Here is a 16,261-nt window from a genome sequence, read left to right as displayed (position 1 = left end):
ATGAAGATATTGTTAATGAATGTAGTCGAGCCTGGAATATTTTTGTTTCAGATGCATCTAGGGTGATAGATCTTTGCTCTAGAGATTGGATAAAAGTGGGAAGTTAATTAATCAAATTGGTATTATGTAAGATTTCATTGGTTTTCAGGCACAAAAAAAGACGCTACAAGGCGTCTTAAATCGCTAAAATGGTGGCCCCTCCCTGACTTGAACAGGGGACCTGCCGATTATGAGTCGGACGCTCTAACCAACTGAGCTAAGGGGCCATAATTCTACTTTGCTTTGATAAGCGCGAAAGGTTCATCGAAAGCGGCGAGCAGTATAAGCATTTTTTATTTTGTTGTCACCCTTATAAAGTTAAAAATTTGATAAATAAGTCTAATAGTTCAATAGTTGAGCGATTTGCTGTTTCGGTAATCACTCGATGGAATTTATTGGTTACTTTATAGTAAACAGTTTAATTAATGAGAGCCTACAAATGCTCGACATAATAAACTTTTGCGTTTTTTGTAATCCACTTAAGCTAGTTATTACTCTAAAATATGTGATCGACAATATGATTTACATTGTTCTACTCATTAACATCTATGTAAGCATCAATAACAGGTCTTATATGTTTAAGAGATACTATTATGATGGTTTGCTAGCTACTAGCATCACTAAGGCAACAGCGCGCAAATAGCATGTAAACTAGCGTCTCGGGTTTACAGTAAATACTAGGTAAAAAAAATCCAGCTATTAGCTGGATTTTATGTTTATATATTTCGAGGAGAAATATTACTCACCGTCTAAGAAACTTTTCAATTGCTCAGAACGTGAAGGATGGCGCAATTTGCGTAATGCTTTTGCTTCAATTTGACGAATACGTTCACGTGTTACATCAAACTGCTTACCCACTTCTTCTAAAGTATGATCAGTGTTCATGTCGATACCAAAGCGCATTCTTAACACTTTTGCTTCACGAGCCGTTAGGCCCGCTAGTACTTCATGTGTCGCATGCTTTAAGTTTTCAGCCGTGGCAGAATCAACAGGTAATTCACCGCTACCGTCTTCAATAAAGTCACCTAAGTGAGAATCTTCATCATCACCAATCGGTGTTTCCATTGAAATAGGTTCTTTAGCGATTTTTAACACTTTACGAATTTTATCTTCCGGCATAATCATGCGTTCAGCTAATTCTTCAGGTGTTGGTTCGCGACCCATTTCTTGTAACATTTGACGTGAAATACGGTTAAGTTTATTAATCGTTTCAATCATGTGTACTGGAATACGAATAGTACGCGCCTGATCGGCAATTGATCGAGTAATCGCTTGGCGTATCCACCACGTAGCATAAGTTGAGAACTTATAACCACGACGATATTCAAACTTATCAACTGCTTTCATTAAACCAATGTTACCTTCTTGAATAAGATCCAAGAATTGTAAACCACGGTTAGTGTATTTTTTCGCAATTGAGATAACTAAACGTAAGTTAGCTTCGACCATTTCTTTTTTCGCACGACGAGCTTTCGCTTCGCCGATCGACATACGACGGTTAATGTCTTTAATGCCGTGAACATTGAGATAAGTCTCTTCTTCTAGCATGTTCAGTTTGTATATGCAGCGTTCAACATCTAGTTCGATGTCAGCCATTCTCTTTGAGTGAGGTAGGCCAGCTGCTTTTTGTTCTTCAAACCAATTTTTTGAGGTTTCGTTACCCGGAAATATTTTGATGAAAGTAGTTTTTGGCATACCGGCACCAACCACACAGTGTTTCATGATTAAGCGTTCTTGAACACGTAAACGGTCCACAACACTGCGCATGTTTTTCACTAGGCGGTCAAATACTTTGGGTACGATTCTAAATTCTTTAAATACTTCAGCTAATGCATCAATTGCTGCTTGTGCATCAGTATGGCCTCGGCCTTTAGTTTTAATAACTTTGTTAGCAAGCTCGTAGGCTGTGCGCAAAGCAGTAAACTTTTCACGGGCTTCTTCAGGACAAGGGCCAGTATCTTCTTCTTCCTCATCGTCCTCATCAGATTTATCTTCGTTAGCTAACTCTTCTTTAGAAAGCTCTGATCCGATATGAGTTGCCGCGGCTGGAATTTCTTCGTCTTGGGCATCAGGGTCTAAAAATCCAACGATAATATCGCTTAGGCGTACTTCTTCAGCTTCAAAATTATCCCATTGATCAAGCAAGTAATTAATTGCTGGCGGGTATTCAGAAACAGAACGTTGTACTTCTTTGATACCTTCTTCGATGCGTTTGGCGATAACAATCTCGCCTTTACGCGTCAGTAGCTCTACCGTGCCCATTTCACGCATGTACATGCGAACGGGATCTGTAGTACGACCAATTTCACTTTCAACAGTCGCAAGCGCTTGCGCAGCAGCTTCAGCAGCATCTTCATCAGTATTCGCTTCACTCATCATTAACGTGTCGTTATCAGGAGCGTTTTCAAACACCTGAATACCCATGTCGTTAATCATTCGAATGATGTCTTCAACTTGATCTGAATCGATAATATCCTGAGGTAAATGATCGTTAACTTGTGCAAAAGTTAAATAACCTTGCTCTTTACCTTTTACTATTAACTCTTTAAGTCTAGATTGAGGGGCTTGATCCATTGACGAGTGTCCACCTATTTATGGCTATCAAAATTACAACAGTTAGCCGGAAATTATAGCGAAATAATTACTAAATTACCAGCGGTAAACTGCGCTTCTGTTTATTTTAAATATAACTTAAACGATATTATTCTATGCGCTTAGTAAACCGTGCAATTCTTGCTTTTCGGTTAAGGTTAAGCCGATACTACGTTCTTTTTCTAATAATTGCTCTGTGCGTTGTTCAATAAAAACATTTAAAAAGTTTTCAATTAAATCTAAAAACATGCTTTCAGCATTTTCTGCTTCAACATGATGTTCTAAACACAGCAGCTTTGTTAGTTGTTTTCCGGCTTCCTGGCCTCTAAAATGCTCAATTAATTGTGCACTATTTACCTTTGGGTTTTGCTTACACAATGCTAGTAACGTATTTAGCAAAGGTATACCTGGCATATTTAACTCATTTAAAATTGCCGAGTCTGGTAGTATCTCTACTATATGGGGATGCTCAAGTAGTAATGCAATAGCGAGTCTTACGGGGGTAATTTTAGGCCGCTTAGCTTTGGCTTTATTTTCAGCGACGTTAGCAAAGCTCTTATGTAATTTTTTTAATTGCATTTCGTTACTTGCACCAAATTGATTTGCTAATTTAGTGACAATGGCGTCTTTAAGATTACTGTCAGGTAGTTTGGCTAAATAAGGCTGAAAAGCACTGACAGCAGCACCTTTTCCTTCGGGAGAGCTCATGTCGATTTGGTTTAGCAAATGCTCAAACAAAAATTGTGACAATGGCGTGGCATTATCTAATATGCTTTCAAAAGCCGCCTGGCCTTGCTCTCTGATCATCGAATCAGGGTCTTCGCCATCAGGCAAAAAAACAAATTTGAGACTATAACCATCTTGAATTAACGGTAGGGCATTATCCAGAGCACGCCATGCGGCATCACGGCCAGCCCGGTCTCCATCGTAACAACAAATAACTTCTTTAACGGTGCGAAATAGGGTTTGTAGTTGTTCAGGCGTTGTTGCCGTACCGAGTGAGGCAACCGCATAGTCAACACCGTGTTGAGCAAGTGCAACTACATCCATATAGCCTTCGACCACCACTAAGCGAGTTAGTTGCTTAATGGCCTGTTTCGCTTCATAAAGGCCATATAACTCATGGCCTTTATGGTAAATTCGCGTTTCTGGCGAGTTGAGGTACTTGGGCGTACCATCACTTAATACCCGTCCGCCAAAACCGATAACTCTGCCACGCTTATCGCGAATAGGAAATTGAATACGGCCTCTAAACCTGTCGTAAGGTTTGTTTTTATCGCCTTGAACGGCCATGCCTAAATCAACAAGCTGCTGATTTATTTGGCCGCTGCGGCCAAATACTTTCATCATGCCGTCCCAAGCATCACTGATATAACCTATACCAAAACGCTTAACTATTTCACCGCTTAAGCCTCGGCCTTTTAAATAATCAATCGCGACATTTTTGTCAGGGGCCACTTTTAATTGCTGTTGAAAAAAACGGCTAATTTGCGCCATTAATTCATAGTCATCTTGTTTTTGACTGTAGGTTTTTTGATCTTGTTTTTGTTGGGCAGGTGAGCGCGTGTTTTGTTCGCGTGGCACGTCCATATTGTAATGGGAAGCCAATTCTTCTACTGCATCAGGAAACTCTAAACGGTCAAATTCCATCAAAAACGAAATGGCATTGCCATGTTCACCACAACCGAAGCAGTGATAAAATTGTTTATCTTGGCTAACGCTAAAAGAGGGAGATTTTTCAGTATGAAAAGGGCAACAAGCCTGGTAATTTTTACCGGCTTTTTTTAATGGTACGCGAGAATCTATGAGTTCAACAATATCGGCTCGAGCCAATAAGTCATCAATAAATTGTCGAGGGATCATACCAGCCATAAACACTATTACATCCAGATAAAACTCTATTTTACACCAATAAGACTTGGAAAATAGTAGGTTCTTATATTCTAGTTAAAATAAAACCGCGAGGCCTAAGCTATCGCGGTTTATATTCAGCATGAACATTGAAGTTCAAAAGGAAGCTTAACTAACTGTTTAAAATTACTCTAACTTGGCCACTAACTGCGCCCATGTCAGCTTTACCTTGCATTAGCGGTTTTAATACCGCCATTACTTTACCCATATCAGCCATTGAGGCTGCACCGGTTTCGGCAATTGTTTCTGTAATCAGTTGGTTAATTTCATCTGCAGATAAGGGTTGCGGCAGAAAATATTCTATAGCGATAACTTCTTCAGCTTCTTTAGCTGCTAGTTCATCGCGACCACCTTCAGTAAACATTTTGATAGATTCTTTGCGCTGTTTAACCATTTTGGTTAACAAGGCAATGACATTTTCATCAGTTGCTTCTGTTTTGTGATCTATTTCTGCCAGCTTTATCGCAGAAAGTGCCATACGAATTACACCAAGACGAAGTTTGTCTTTGGCACGCATGGCATTTTTCATTTCATCTTGCAGTTGACTAAGTAGACTCATAATTTAATTTACGCTTAAGTTAACTCAGTTGACTTAGGATTTACTAAGGTATCTTAGTACATGCGAACGCGACGAGCGTTCTCACGAGAAACTTTTTTAGCTGCGCGTTTTACTGCGGCTGCTTTCTTACGCTTACGTTCCCAAGTCGGCTTTTCATAAGACTCGCGACGGCGAACTTCTGAAAGGATACCTGCTTTTTCACATGAACGTTTAAAACGACGTAATGCAACGTCAAATGGTTCGTTTTCTCTTACTTTAATTACTGGCATGTACTATTTTACCTTAGTTAGGAATCTATATTAAATGGTGTCTGATTTCAGCTAAACAGCCTCATCTTCACCCACTCTATTAAAAATTGGTGACGTATTCTAATGCGAAGGCCATAGTAATGTAAAGTGGAATTAATTTTTTCACTGGATTTATTAGCTCAATAGCGGCCTGAACACACTAATACTAGTCGCTGTGTAAATAGCTGCTGTCATATTAACAAAATTGCTCACTCGGTTTCTTTGTCATAAATTTTAAAGGCTAAATGGGGGGTTTAAATTTTTTGGCTATCTTTATGCGCTATAAATTGAAAGTTGCCTAGGGCATAGGTAAAATCAGCAACCAAATAACGGCTGCACCTTATATACAAGTGAATAGTCGAATTCACTATTGATGCAACATGGCTAGGTAAAGAAAAATTATGCGAATTTTAGGTATTGAAACCTCTTGTGATGAAACCGGTATTGCGATTTATGATGATGGGCAAGGCAATTTACCCGCGGGTATAGTTGCACATAAGTTATATAGTCAAATCGCCGTTCATGCTGATTATGGTGGGGTAGTGCCTGAGCTGGCATCACGTGATCATGTCCGCAAAACTATTCCCTTAATAAAAGAAGTCCTAGCTGAAGCTAATTTAACCCCTGCTGATTTAGACGGTGTTGCTTATACGGCTGGACCAGGCTTAGTGGGCGCCTTACTTGTTGGTTGTTCAATTGGTCGTAGTTTAGCTTACGGCTGGAACTTGCCTGCTGTGCCCGTGCACCATATGGAAGGACATTTACTAGCGCCAATGCTAGAAGAGAATGTACCTGACTTTCCCTTCGTCGCTTTATTAGTGTCTGGTGGCCATACCATGTTGGTGCGTGTTGATGGTATCGGTCATTATGAATTATTAGGTGAATCTGTTGATGATGCCGCAGGTGAAGCTTTTGATAAAACAGCTAAATTACTAGGGCTTGATTACCCTGGCGGACCCGTATTAGCGAAAATGGCAGAAAGTGGTCGAAAAGGTCGTTATAAATTTCCAAGACCTATGACGGATAAACCTGGGCTAAACTTTAGTTTCAGCGGTTTGAAAACCTCAGCCGCTGTGACCATTCGAAAAGAAGAAAAAGCAGAATTAACACCTGAGCAAAAAGCACAAATGCAAGCTGATATCGCTTATGCCTTTCAAGAAGCCGTTGTTGATACGCTAGCCATTAAATGTAAACGGGCATTAAAACAGTGCAATTTAAATCGTTTAGTTATTGCGGGTGGTGTTAGTGCCAATACGGCGTTAAGAGAAGAATTAGCAGAAATCACCAAAAAGTTAGGCGGGGAAGTTTTCTATCCTAGGCCTGAGTTTTGTACTGATAACGGCGCTATGATTGCCTACGCGGGTTTACAACGCCTAAAAGCTGGTGTTGATACCGACTTAACCTTTAAGGCAACGCCACGTTGGCCCTTAGATACCTTAGAGCCGATTTAAGCTTGTAGGTTTGCGATTTAAACCGGTAATAAAGGCTACTTCTTGGTAAAAGATATTTTGCTTTCTTTGCCCTGTAGTAGCCTAACTATATTGTCTTTGTGTCTAAATATGATCAGCGCTGATAACATCAATACAGGGTAGACATAAATGGGCTTTAATAACCAAGTATACAATGGCGCTATTGATAGGGTAACAATGGCGGCCAAACTCGAAAAGCGGCTAACTTTAGCGACCAATAACCAGGTTAAAATAAGTAGCCCGCCTAAGTCCAAACCAATAGGTAGTAGCACACCAAATGCAGTAGCAACCGCTTTACCGCCCTTGAAGTTAAAAAATATTGGGTACATGTGGCCTAAACAAGCGGCGAGAGCAATCATACCGAGATACAAGGGTTCTAAGCCTAGGAAATAACCACCCCAAACCGGTAGTGTGCCTTTAAGTATGTCGAAAATCAGCACAGACACCGCAACAAATTTATTACTTATACGTAAGACATTTGTCGCACCTGGATTTTTTGAACCTGCTGAGCGGGGGTCTGGTAAGTGCAGTAATTTGCAAAGTAAAATGGCACTCGAAATTGAACCTACTAAGTAAGCCATAATCACCATTAAAAACGTTACAAGTAAACTACTGATACTAAGCTCCTTCTAAAACAGGTGTTAGCAAAGTTATAAAAAAATTTATTCTTTTTAGCTTTTTGACATTGTAGCGCGATGTTTACTAGTTTTTCTAGACCTGCACAGGTAAACTCGCCATTTATTTTCAAAAGTATGTTGTGGCGATTGCGGGGTTTATCTCGATAATGCAATGGCTAAATACTGCCAAGCCATGTAAGGGTTTTAGTGTGGATAAAGTCTATATTGAAGGGTTAACCTTTCAAACAACCATCGGTTTCTTCCAGTGGGAAAAAGAAATAAAGCAAACACTTGTTATTGATTTAGTGATGGGCTGGAATACGGCGCAAGCTGCAGAAAATGACGAATTAGCTAAAACACTTGATTACGCAACAATTTCTGAAGCAATTGTTGAGTTTGCCAACGCTAATCCGGTAGATTTAATTGAAACGCTTGCCGAGCGTATTGCTGGCTTTCTAATTGCTGAATATAAAATTCCTTGGCTGCGCCTAAAGGTAATGAAACCAACAGCGGTGCATAATGCGACTACGGTAGCTGTTGAAATAGAACGTGGCGAACCGTTGTCAGGCCAAGCATTGTAATGGCTGAAATTTATATTTCGCTAGGTAGTAACATAAATCGTCAACATTATATTGAACAAGGCTTGCAGGCTTTAACCGATGTATTTGGCTCGCTGACTTTATCTTCATTATTTGAAAGTGAACCTGTCGGCTTTGCCGGTAAAGCTTTTTACAATATGGTGGCTGGAGTAAGTACTGAGCTTACTTTGGCTGAAGTGGCGGCAACACTGCGCGAAATAGAGTTTGCACACGGTAGAAACCAAGACGCTAAAAAATTTAGTCCGCGGACATTAGATTTAGATTTATTACTTTATGATGACATTATTGCTGACTCTCCAGCGCAAATACCGCGTGATGAAATTAGCAAAAATGCTTTTGTATTGTGCCCGTTAGCTGAAGTTGCAGGGCATTTGGCTCACCCGATTATTGGCCAGTGCTATGACGAATTATGGCAACAATATGATAAAAGACAACAAAAGTTAAAAACAGTGGCTTTTATTTGGCCAAAAAAATAAGAAAAATAAGGAAATATAACCCCAATGAGCACAATTGAAGTTTTTATTTTAGCGTTAATTCAAGGTTTAACTGAGTTTTTGCCTATTTCTAGTTCAGCACATTTAATCTTACCCTCAGTAGTTTTCGGCTGGAAAGATCAAGGCTTAGCGTTTGATGTTGCCGTGCATGTTGGCAGCTTACTGGCAGTCGTGCTTTATTTTCGCAAAGAAGTGGGCTGCATGGCTGTGGCTTGGTTTGCCACCTTAAAAGGTGAGCGAAATAATTTTGATGGTAAATTGGCTTGGTGGATTATATTTGCCACCATCCCCGCCGGTTTATTTGGTTTACTCGGTAAAGACTTTATTGAAGAGCATTTACGCAGTGCACTTGTTATTGCCGCCACCACACTATTATTTGGTTTTTTGCTTGGCTTTGCTGATATTAAAGCTAAACAAAATAAAAGCATTGAAAATTTAGGTTTTAAAGGTGCCATGTTAATCGGCTTGGCACAGGCTATCGCGTTAATACCGGGTACATCGCGCTCTGGTATTACCATGACTATCGGCCTGATGTTAGGGTTAAGCAGAGAAAATGCCGCGCGTTTTTCTTTTTTATTGTCGATTCCAGCCATTGCCATGGCGGGCAGTTATTTAACCTTGAAGTTGATTTTGGAAGCTGGCGCGGTAGATTGGTCAGCCATGGGCTTAGGCAGTGTGTTAGCGTTTGTTAGTGCTTATGCCTGTATTCACTACTTTCTTATTTTAGTGGGTAAGTTCGGCATGATGCCATTCGTGATTTATCGCTTAGTGCTTGGTGCTGGTCTGCTTTGGTTTGTTGCCGGATAATTGTTATAATATATTCAACTTATGAAAAATGCGCTTTAGCGCATTTTTCATATCTACATGTATTTTTTAGATACCAAAAGGGTAGTTTGCTAGCGCTTTTGGTATTACTTTATCACTATCAGTCGTACTAATGCCCATTGTACTTTTTAATGTTGCTAATAAGTTTTAGCGATTAATATAGTGATAGATATTCAGCCAATAAAAAAGTGAGAAGTTTGATGGATTTGTCTCTAACTGAAGAACAAATAATGATTCAAGATATGGCCCGAAAATTTGCCAATAGTGAATTAGCACCTGTAGCCGCACAGCTTGATGAAACAAGAGATCAAAGTTTATTTTTAAAAAATTTAGCGCAACTCAATGCCCTCGGTTTTATGGGTCTAAATATTAAAGCTGAATATGGTGGCGTCGAAGCAGGTAGTGTTGCTTTTAGTTTGGCGATTACCGAATTAGCGCGTGCTTGTGCATCAACAGCGGTGACAACTTCAGTCACTAATATGGTCGCCGAAGTTATTCAAGCGGTAGGTAACGATGAACAAAAAAGTAAATACTTGCCAAAAATTTGCAGTGGTGAGTATCGTGCCGGTGGCTTTTGTTTAAGCGAAGCGGCGGCAGGCTCAGATCCCGCAGGGATGAAAACGCAAGCCGTTAAAGACGGTGATGACTATCTTATTAGTGGTAGTAAGATTTATATTACTAGTGGTTCGTTTGCTGATGTATTTGTGGTTTGGGCCGTTACCGACCCTGCAGCAAAAAAAGGTAAGGGTATTTCGTGCTTTATTGTTGAAGCCGGTACTGCCGGTATGACTATTGGTAAGTCGGAAGAAAAAATGGGTCAAAAAGCGTCACCAACCAATGAAGTGCATTTTGACCGTTGTCGTGTGCCAGCTTCGGCCATGATGGGCGCTGAAAATAAAGGCTTTGGTGTTGCTGTGGGTGAGTTGGCTGGTGGTCGTATCGGTATCGGGTCATTAGCCTTAGGTATTGGCCTTGCTGCACTTGATTATGCTAAAGCTCATATTATTGAGCGTAAACAGTTTGGTCAATCACTGTCAAACTTTCAAGGCCTACAATGGACGTTAGCAGAACGTTATACTGAGATGGAAGCGGCACGATTACTCTTAATGCAAGCCGCTTATACTAAAGATCAAGGTCAACCCTTTGGTATGGCAGCTTCAATGGCTAAGTTGTTTGCCGCTGAAAAGGCTAATAAAGCTTGTTATGACGCCTTACAGCTTATGGGTGGTGCAGGTTATATTAGAGAATATCCACTGGAGCGTATGGCGCGCGATGTGCGTGTAACATCAATCTATGAAGGCACCAGTGAAATTCAAAAAGTGATCATTGCTCGAGAATTATTGCAAAAAATCTAAGTGCTTACATCGGTGATTTAAAACGGAGATGAGCTTTGCTGATGTCCGTTTTTTTATGCTTGTTTTTTAGGTGAATAAACAGACTAGATCAGGATGTGCAAAGCAAAGCTGAAGCTATTTAACGGTTGGTATTATAGCGGGTGCAGCAGTATAAATAATCTCATATAGAAGCCTTAAAGCTTAGCCGTTAAAGGCTTAGGGTGCTAAGGTTAGTGTTTTAAGATTTAGTGTCTAACATTTAGTCTCTAACATTTTGACCCTGTAACGCATGTTCTGAGCTAAAAGTTGTGTTATCAGGCTGTAATCCTCAATTGTCTTGTTTTTGACTTTGACTTACGCTTTGTTGAGTCGTTATAAATATTTAGCCCAGTTGCTTGTATCTTTAATGCTTTGCCCCAATTTAAAAACATATATCTTTATTATTGGAACGGCATTGATGACAAATTCTCTTGCGATCAACTTAGAAAACTTTCAACAAGTTATTATTGAAGAATCAAAAACTAAACTGGTATTGGTCAGTTTTTGGGCTCAGCAAATTCCAGAAAGTGTTGCATTACGCGACAAGTTGACGATGGCATTAGCTAATTGTAGCGACACGCTCTTGTTTACCACAGTCGATTGCGAAAGCCAGGGACAAATTGCTCAGCAGTTTGGTATTCAAAGCTTACCAACAGTAATTTTAGTACAAGATGGTCAGCCACTTGACGGGCTAACTGGACCACAAACAGATGCAACAATTAATGAGTTTTTGGATAAATATTTACCGAAACAGCAAGATGTTTTATTAGCCGAGGCGAAAACACTATTAGCAGAAAATAAAGTGTCGGAAGCATTTCCTATTATAACTCAAGCCTATCAGCTTGATAATGAACGTGCTGATATTAATTTAGTACTATCAGATGTTTATATTCAAACCGGTAAAGTTACTGAAGCAGAGGCACTACTCAAAAGTATTAAAATGATCGATCAAGACAGTGCTTATCAATCATTAATGGCAAAATTAGAATTAGCTACGCAAGCCGCAGACTCTCCTGAAATTCAAGCACTTGAACAACAGTTAGCCAATGATGCTGATAATGTTAAATTACAACAAAAATTGGCAGCGCAATATAGCCAAGTTAATCGCCATGACGATGCACTGATGATGCTGTTTTTGTTAGTGCAAAAAGATGGTGCCGACATCGCTAGTAAAGATTTACTGCTTGATGTGCTTAAATCGTTACCTGAGGGTGACGCATTGGCGAGTAAATATAGACGTAAGCTTTATACCTTGATGTATTAAGTCGTTAGCTTAATCAGGCGCGGATTCAAAACTAAGTTAGCCTAACTTATACTGGATTTTACTCAACGCATAGCAAGTAAATTGTTATGCGTTTTTTATGAGAAAATTTTTATTATTGTCCAGACAAGGCGAGTTAAATTACTTGATGTTATATCGCTACAGCGATTAAGTTTCATTTTTTAACAAGTATGAAAACTCGCTTAAAAACGTTTGAATTTTTTTTGCTACAACCAACTGACAATACTTATTTTCTGGGTTGTTGGTGACATAATCTTGATGATAGTCTTCCGCACTGTAAAAATTAGTGGCGGCTTTAACGACAGTGACTATCGTTTGCTCAGCGTATTGCTGTGCATGCAATTGAGCAATTTTTGTTTTCGCCACCACTTGCTGTGCAGAGGTGTGACATAAAATTGTTGAGCGATATTGACTACCGATATCATTACCTTGACGGTTCAGTGTTGTCGCGTCGTGAATAGCAAAAAAAACCGTTAATAGCTGCTCAACAGCTAACTGCGATGGGTTAAACGTTATTTGTACTACCTCTGCGTGATTAGTGATGCCGCTACAAACTTGCTCATAGCTTGGATTGATAATATCGCCATCTGCATAACCGCTGGTTACCGATAATACACCTTGAATTCGGTTAAAAATATTCTCAACGCACCAAAAACAGCCTGCGCCTAAAGTAATTGTTTCTATGCTCACTGTTCATTTCCTTGTTAAATTTTGCTTAGGGTGACTGAAAGTAGATTTTCAGTCAGATACAAAGACGTGTAGACGTCTATAATATTTATTTTCAGAAGATAACACTTAGACGTTTAGATGTCTATATTTCTTGTTGTTTAAATTATTTTTTAAGTTCTCGTTTAAGTTATTGTCGATATTAGCGGAGTCAGTAGTAATGTTGATATGGTTTTTAGGCAGGTAGACAGCTATAGGGGATTTAGCATGGGTTTATTCCACACAAGTTAACTATATATGTCGTTAACTATCGCCATAACCTGATCTTATGCGGCTAGTCTGCTTAATCGGGATGAAGTATGAGTATGAATATTGTGTATGGTCTGTGGTGATGTTATTAAGTTTTGATGATGGAATGTTTACAGTAATCTGATTATCAGTAAATAAGTGACCTAGAGCCAGGGTTCTAGTTAGCTCTAGGTGTTATAACTATCAGTTATTATGCGATAAGTTATAGGCAACGTGTTGATGAAAGCGTAAGGTTAATTGCTCTTTTTCAGTTGGAATTTCCAGCTCTGTGGCAAATAAATGCATGGCTTGTTCTATTTGATTGACAAATTTCGCATAGTTTTGTTCTTCGCCATTATGGCAATTAGCAACAAAGATCAGTTGCACGTTATCAACCAATTCATGCGCTTGCCATCTACTGACAATACCACAGGGGCTTTGCTTTGGGTTGTAGCCTAACATTTGCAATTCTCCAACTTTCGAGACTAAATCATGCAAACTATGCCTAACAATGGGCACTAAACCATTAGCGATAAGTGCGCCATTATTTAAGTTAAAATGTTTTGCTACCAATGAAAAAGTGTCGGTTAAATAAGTATAAAGTGGATTATAGGGATCGGTTGCTGCGGGATCTATATCAACCAACGTGGCAATCCTATGATCAAGGGTTAAGTCGACTATGGCGTAAGTGATTGATGACATATTTTCTGCTAATGTAACGTCTTGACTGGCATACCTTTGTTTTATCGGCCTAAATTTATGAGCTTGGCTAGTCCTGTAGCCTTTATTTTTAGCAAAAATATCGTAAGTAAGGTGTTGGTGGTCGCGCATGCGGATACCGTTTATGGGTAAGTCTAATAGCTTGGAAAAATGTGCTAATAGTACTTTTACCCCTTGATGGAAATTGGCCGCTCCGGCCCTGATATCCGTACCAGAGGCTAAAAATACTAAGGTAATTTTTTTTGCTTTGATATTGGCATCAAAAAATGAATTTTGCAGTACATGCTGATTTGGATCGTAATAAAAGATGATTTGTTGTTTTGTTTGCCATTGGTGCATTTCTTGGCTGTAACGGACACGGACCAACTTGTCGTTGGCAACCAATATACTGTTTTTAATGCCATAGTCGTTACTTAAGGTAAACAGTAAGTTTGCCAAGGTTTGATAACAAGCATAATAATTTATACTGCCGCTATGATTAACCTGTGTCGGTAATTGCGAAAGCAGTTGCTCTGTTAAGGCGAATTCGGCCAAGATGTACTGATTGTCACGGGCATTAGTCGGTATATAAGCTTTTACTGCCGCATTGCGTTTCCTAACCATTGACATAATAATTCCCCAAATAAAAATTTAGGCATCATCTTGATACCAGTTAAATTGTAAATATGAGTAAAACTATAAACACTCGCTGTGACATTTTTATGTCAAAGCATCAATACATAGCAATAATTAATAACATCTAGAGGCTCAATTGAGCATGGGTAACTTATGTCAATAAATAATAATGCAGATTTAATTGCGGCGGTAAATCAGGTCATGCCATTTGGAAAATATAGTGGCAGAAAGTTGCTGCAACTGCCTGAGCCTTATTTAGTTTGGTTTCACCGTAAGGGATTTCCAGAAGGAAAGTTAGGTCAACAGTTGGCACTCATTTACGAAGTTAAACTCAATGGTTTAGAAGCTATGTTAAAACCTTTATTAAGGCGGTAGAGTTATTCATAGCGTTTTGTCATTAATGCAGTTGTAGCCTTATTTACATTAATTTGTTATCTAATTTATGGTTTTAAGCACTGTTAATTATATGTGGTTTGTATAACGAATTGTTTTGTAATAAATAGTTAATTACGGTGTTTTACACTGGACTATTTTGTCGATAACCAAGGATAAAAGTTGCGTAATTCACTATGGTATCAACTTGCATTCACCCTATTGTTGTTCTTAAATTAACGTTTGATTGAAGTAATACTAAGAAGGTCTAGAGAAAGCCTAGAAAGCATAAGACATAAACTTTCAGCGGTATTTCTTTGGTATTTATACAAAGTATTAGACGGTTATAAAACAGTTAATGGTGAGGTGATATATATGAAAAGACAGAAGCGCGATAAATTAGGCCGAGCACATTCAAATGGCTATCAAGCTGGCCTTTGTGGCAGAACTAAGAAACATTGCCCGTACCAGAATACCGATGTTAAGTCAGAGTGGCTTGGTGGTTGGCGTGAGGCCTTAACCGATAGAAGTATGGGGTTGTTTAAATAGTACATTTTATGCCACTAAACTGAGTTGTATAAGCACATTTGAGCCTGTAACAAATTTTTTGACCGTGTTGTATTATTTTCATTTTTAGTGGCAAGTTATTGACTTATTTTTTGCATCTAAGCTGATATAAAGCCCTGATAGCGAAAGGTGTGTTATCGGGTAACTTATATTTATATTAGGGTGTAGTTGAATATCTTCAGAATTTTTTTCCACAAGTTTTATCCTGAGTTGTGCTACTTTTTTTTAATTTGTTTTTCTAACTCTGTTTTGTAGTAAGACAATTGCCGCTTTTTTGTTGTCAGTAATAACGTATAATCTTTTAATATTTAGCTGTCCGATAAAGTAAAAAACCTATGACCATACTTTCAATGATAGTGGCGCATGCCAATAACCGTGTGATCGGTAAAAACAATGACATGCCTTGGCACTTGCCGGCCGACTTGGCCTATTTTAAAAAAACTACTTTAGGTAAGCCCATTATTATGGGGCGAAAAACTTATCAATCTATTGGTCGGCCTTTGCCGGGGCGGAAAAATATTGTTATTTCCCGTGACAATAACTTTCAAGCCGAGGGCGTTGAGGTGGTTAATTCTGTTGATGCCGCTTTAGCTTTAGTGGTTGATAGCGCAGAAGTTATGGTAATTGGTGGTGGCGCTATTTATCAACATTGTTTAGCGGCGGCGCAACGACTTTATATTACTCATATTAATGCTGATATTGATGGTGATACTCACTTTCCTGAATATGATTTAACTGTTTGGCAAAAAGTGGCTAGTGATATTCGCCCCAGTGATGAAAAAAATCTATATCAGTTAGATTTCTCGGTGTATGAAAAAGTTTAAAGTTAAGCTGGGCATAATAGCTAAGGGATTAAATATTATACCACTTTCATTAAATTTGTGATCTTGTTGTGCGCAGAGAAAATGCATCTGGGCAAGACGCTTGATTGAGCAATAGCTGGCTATTGTGATTGAGAGCACCGTAGCCTTGGTGTATTTTAACCA

The 16,261-nt window shown here is 39.0% G+C and carries 16 protein-coding genes and 1 tRNA gene; 9 read left to right on the top strand and 8 right to left on the bottom strand.

Translation table 11 applies throughout. The annotated features are described in order from the left end of the window. Positions 1 to 189: 189 nt before the first annotated feature. From H4J41_RS00210 to rpsU, 5 genes are all read right to left on the bottom strand, one after another. A tRNA-Ile gene (locus H4J41_RS00210) sits at positions 190 to 266 on the bottom strand. A 511-nt stretch (positions 267 to 777) separates the two neighbouring features. Then, positions 778 to 2,613 carry an RNA polymerase sigma factor RpoD gene (gene rpoD, locus H4J41_RS00205; RefSeq protein ID WP_182135589.1) on the bottom strand — a complete coding sequence of 612 codons (1,836 nt, stop codon included), beginning with the start codon at positions 2,611 to 2,613 and terminating at the stop codon, positions 778 to 780. Between the two features lie 132 nt (positions 2,614 to 2,745). After that, positions 2,746 to 4,503, bottom strand: coding sequence for a DNA primase (dnaG, locus tag H4J41_RS00200; RefSeq protein ID WP_182135590.1), 1,758 nt, complete (start codon positions 4,501 to 4,503; stop codon positions 2,746 to 2,748). Positions 4,504 to 4,654: 151 nt separating this feature from the next. Beyond that, the gene (locus H4J41_RS00195) at positions 4,655 to 5,101 is read right to left on the bottom strand and encodes a GatB/YqeY domain-containing protein (protein WP_182135591.1); all 447 of its coding nucleotides are present in this window, start codon (positions 5,099 to 5,101) and stop codon (positions 4,655 to 4,657) included. A gap of 53 nt (positions 5,102 to 5,154) precedes the next feature. Then, complete coding sequence (gene rpsU, locus H4J41_RS00190; protein ID WP_011045067.1) at positions 5,155 to 5,370, bottom strand: 30S ribosomal protein S21; 216 nt, start codon at positions 5,368 to 5,370, stop codon at positions 5,155 to 5,157. Positions 5,371 to 5,789: 419 nt separating this feature from the next. Between rpsU and tsaD the strand changes: the two genes are divergently transcribed. Next, positions 5,790 to 6,839, top strand: a complete 1,050-nt coding sequence (gene tsaD, locus H4J41_RS00185; protein ID WP_182135592.1) for a tRNA (adenosine(37)-N6)-threonylcarbamoyltransferase complex transferase subunit TsaD — start codon at positions 5,790 to 5,792, stop codon at positions 6,837 to 6,839. A gap of 35 nt (positions 6,840 to 6,874) precedes the next feature. Here tsaD and plsY read toward each other — a convergent pair whose 3' ends face one another. Further along, a complete protein-coding gene (plsY, locus tag H4J41_RS00180) occupies positions 6,875 to 7,447 on the bottom strand; it encodes a glycerol-3-phosphate 1-O-acyltransferase PlsY (protein ID WP_182135593.1) in 573 nt (190 codons plus the stop codon). A 236-nt stretch (positions 7,448 to 7,683) separates the two neighbouring features. Between plsY and folB the strand changes: the two genes are divergently transcribed. The 5 genes from folB to H4J41_RS00155 all read left to right on the top strand — a co-directional run bounded on the left by folB (position 7,684) and on the right by H4J41_RS00155 (position 12,029). Continuing rightward, positions 7,684 to 8,055 carry a dihydroneopterin aldolase gene (gene folB / locus H4J41_RS00175; RefSeq protein ID WP_182135594.1) on the top strand — a complete coding sequence of 124 codons (372 nt, stop codon included), beginning with the start codon at positions 7,684 to 7,686 and terminating at the stop codon, positions 8,053 to 8,055. Continuing rightward, positions 8,055 to 8,549 (top strand): 2-amino-4-hydroxy-6-hydroxymethyldihydropteridine diphosphokinase, encoded by a 495-nt coding sequence (folK, locus tag H4J41_RS00170; protein ID WP_182135595.1) that lies wholly within the window; start codon positions 8,055 to 8,057, stop codon positions 8,547 to 8,549. The genes folB and folK overlap by 1 nt, the downstream gene beginning before the upstream one ends. Positions 8,550 to 8,573: 24 nt before the next feature. Further along, the gene (locus H4J41_RS00165) at positions 8,574 to 9,374 is read left to right on the top strand and encodes an undecaprenyl-diphosphate phosphatase (protein WP_182135596.1); all 801 of its coding nucleotides are present in this window, start codon (positions 8,574 to 8,576) and stop codon (positions 9,372 to 9,374) included. A 218-nt stretch (positions 9,375 to 9,592) separates the two neighbouring features. Beyond that, complete coding sequence (locus tag H4J41_RS00160; protein WP_182135597.1) at positions 9,593 to 10,747, top strand: acyl-CoA dehydrogenase family protein; 1,155 nt, start codon at positions 9,593 to 9,595, stop codon at positions 10,745 to 10,747. 436 nt (positions 10,748 to 11,183) lie between these two features. Further along, positions 11,184 to 12,029 carry a tetratricopeptide repeat protein gene (locus H4J41_RS00155; RefSeq protein WP_182135598.1) on the top strand — a complete coding sequence of 282 codons (846 nt, stop codon included), beginning with the start codon at positions 11,184 to 11,186 and terminating at the stop codon, positions 12,027 to 12,029. A gap of 165 nt (positions 12,030 to 12,194) precedes the next feature. Here the strand turns inward: H4J41_RS00155 and msrA are convergent, their stop codons facing one another. Continuing rightward, positions 12,195 to 12,737 (bottom strand): peptide-methionine (S)-S-oxide reductase MsrA, encoded by a 543-nt coding sequence (gene msrA, locus H4J41_RS00150; RefSeq protein ID WP_182135599.1) that lies wholly within the window; start codon positions 12,735 to 12,737, stop codon positions 12,195 to 12,197. Between the two features lie 468 nt (positions 12,738 to 13,205). Next, a complete protein-coding gene (locus H4J41_RS00145) occupies positions 13,206 to 14,330 on the bottom strand; it encodes a DUF3083 family protein (RefSeq protein ID WP_182135600.1) in 1,125 nt (374 codons plus the stop codon). A 159-nt stretch (positions 14,331 to 14,489) separates the two neighbouring features. Between H4J41_RS00145 and H4J41_RS00140 the strand changes: the two genes are divergently transcribed. From H4J41_RS00140 to folA, 3 genes are all read left to right on the top strand, one after another. Next, positions 14,490 to 14,711 carry a DUF3820 family protein gene (locus tag H4J41_RS00140; protein WP_182135601.1) on the top strand — a complete coding sequence of 74 codons (222 nt, stop codon included), beginning with the start codon at positions 14,490 to 14,492 and terminating at the stop codon, positions 14,709 to 14,711. A gap of 372 nt (positions 14,712 to 15,083) precedes the next feature. After that, complete coding sequence (rmf, locus tag H4J41_RS00135) at positions 15,084 to 15,257, top strand: ribosome modulation factor (protein ID WP_182135602.1); 174 nt, start codon at positions 15,084 to 15,086, stop codon at positions 15,255 to 15,257. A gap of 353 nt (positions 15,258 to 15,610) precedes the next feature. After that, positions 15,611 to 16,099: a type 3 dihydrofolate reductase gene (gene folA / locus H4J41_RS00130; protein ID WP_182135603.1), complete on the top strand. Its 489-nt coding sequence runs from the start codon at positions 15,611 to 15,613 to the stop codon at positions 16,097 to 16,099. Positions 16,100 to 16,261: the final 162 nt, after the last annotated feature.

Source organism: Colwellia sp. MB3u-45 (genome assembly GCF_014077005.1).
In the GTDB taxonomy this organism is placed as follows: Bacteria; Pseudomonadota; Gammaproteobacteria; order Enterobacterales; family Alteromonadaceae; genus Cognaticolwellia.
The sequence above is the reverse complement of the archived record's forward strand: the minus strand, read 5'-3'. Positions and strand labels throughout refer to the sequence as shown.

Excerpts from the sequence above, each read along its gene's own strand:
- rpoD (WP_182135589.1), bottom strand. The coding sequence starts at position 2,613 with ATGGATCAAGCCCCTCAATCTAGACTTAAAGAGTTAATAGTAAAAGGT.
- dnaG (WP_182135590.1), bottom strand. The coding sequence starts at position 4,503 with ATGGCTGGTATGATCCCTCGACAATTTATTGATGACTTATTGGCTCGA.
- H4J41_RS00195 (WP_182135591.1), bottom strand. The coding sequence starts at position 5,101 with ATGAGTCTACTTAGTCAACTGCAAGATGAAATGAAAAATGCCATGCGT.
- rpsU (WP_011045067.1), bottom strand. The coding sequence starts at position 5,370 with ATGCCAGTAATTAAAGTAAGAGAAAACGAACCATTTGACGTTGCATTA.
- tsaD (WP_182135592.1), top strand. The coding sequence starts at position 5,790 with ATGCGAATTTTAGGTATTGAAACCTCTTGTGATGAAACCGGTATTGCG.
- plsY (WP_182135593.1), bottom strand. The coding sequence starts at position 7,447 with ATGGTGATTATGGCTTACTTAGTAGGTTCAATTTCGAGTGCCATTTTA.
- folK (WP_182135595.1), top strand. The coding sequence starts at position 8,055 with ATGGCTGAAATTTATATTTCGCTAGGTAGTAACATAAATCGTCAACAT.
- H4J41_RS00165 (WP_182135596.1), top strand. The coding sequence starts at position 8,574 with ATGAGCACAATTGAAGTTTTTATTTTAGCGTTAATTCAAGGTTTAACT.
- H4J41_RS00160 (WP_182135597.1), top strand. The coding sequence starts at position 9,593 with ATGGATTTGTCTCTAACTGAAGAACAAATAATGATTCAAGATATGGCC.
- H4J41_RS00155 (WP_182135598.1), top strand. The coding sequence starts at position 11,184 with ATGACAAATTCTCTTGCGATCAACTTAGAAAACTTTCAACAAGTTATT.
- H4J41_RS00145 (WP_182135600.1), bottom strand. The coding sequence starts at position 14,330 with ATGTCAATGGTTAGGAAACGCAATGCGGCAGTAAAAGCTTATATACCG.
- H4J41_RS00140 (WP_182135601.1), top strand. The coding sequence starts at position 14,490 with ATGTCAATAAATAATAATGCAGATTTAATTGCGGCGGTAAATCAGGTC.
- rmf (WP_182135602.1), top strand. The coding sequence starts at position 15,084 with ATGAAAAGACAGAAGCGCGATAAATTAGGCCGAGCACATTCAAATGGC.
- folA (WP_182135603.1), top strand. The coding sequence starts at position 15,611 with ATGACCATACTTTCAATGATAGTGGCGCATGCCAATAACCGTGTGATC.